Source organism: Acinetobacter sp. ANC 3882, assembly GCF_022549545.1.
In the GTDB taxonomy this organism is placed as follows: domain Bacteria; phylum Pseudomonadota; class Gammaproteobacteria; order Pseudomonadales; family Moraxellaceae; genus Acinetobacter.
Map to the genome: position 1 here is coordinate 1 of NZ_JAKZGB010000039.1, position 209 is coordinate 209.

1 protein-coding gene is annotated in these 209 nt (G+C 55.0%); it reads right to left on the reverse strand.

Annotated elements, in window-relative coordinates:
- Positions 1-209: hypothetical protein (locus MMO42_RS18175; RefSeq protein WP_241321590.1), on the reverse strand; the 209-nt coding region annotated here is incomplete at both ends.

Here is a 209-nt window from a genome sequence, read left to right on the forward strand (position 1 = left end):
GTCCAGTTGCCTGTCACAGGATCAACCGTTGCGGTATAGCTCACGCCATTGATCAGTAAGGTCACTGCCGTAGTCGCTGCATCCGCTGGGATACCCGTTAAGGTACCCGTGATAGTCACATTGCCTGCACCTTCAGTGGCATTCACCACGTTATCTGCGGTCACTGCATCGATGTTCAGTACTGCACCCGCTGGGTTCGGTGGTAGGCT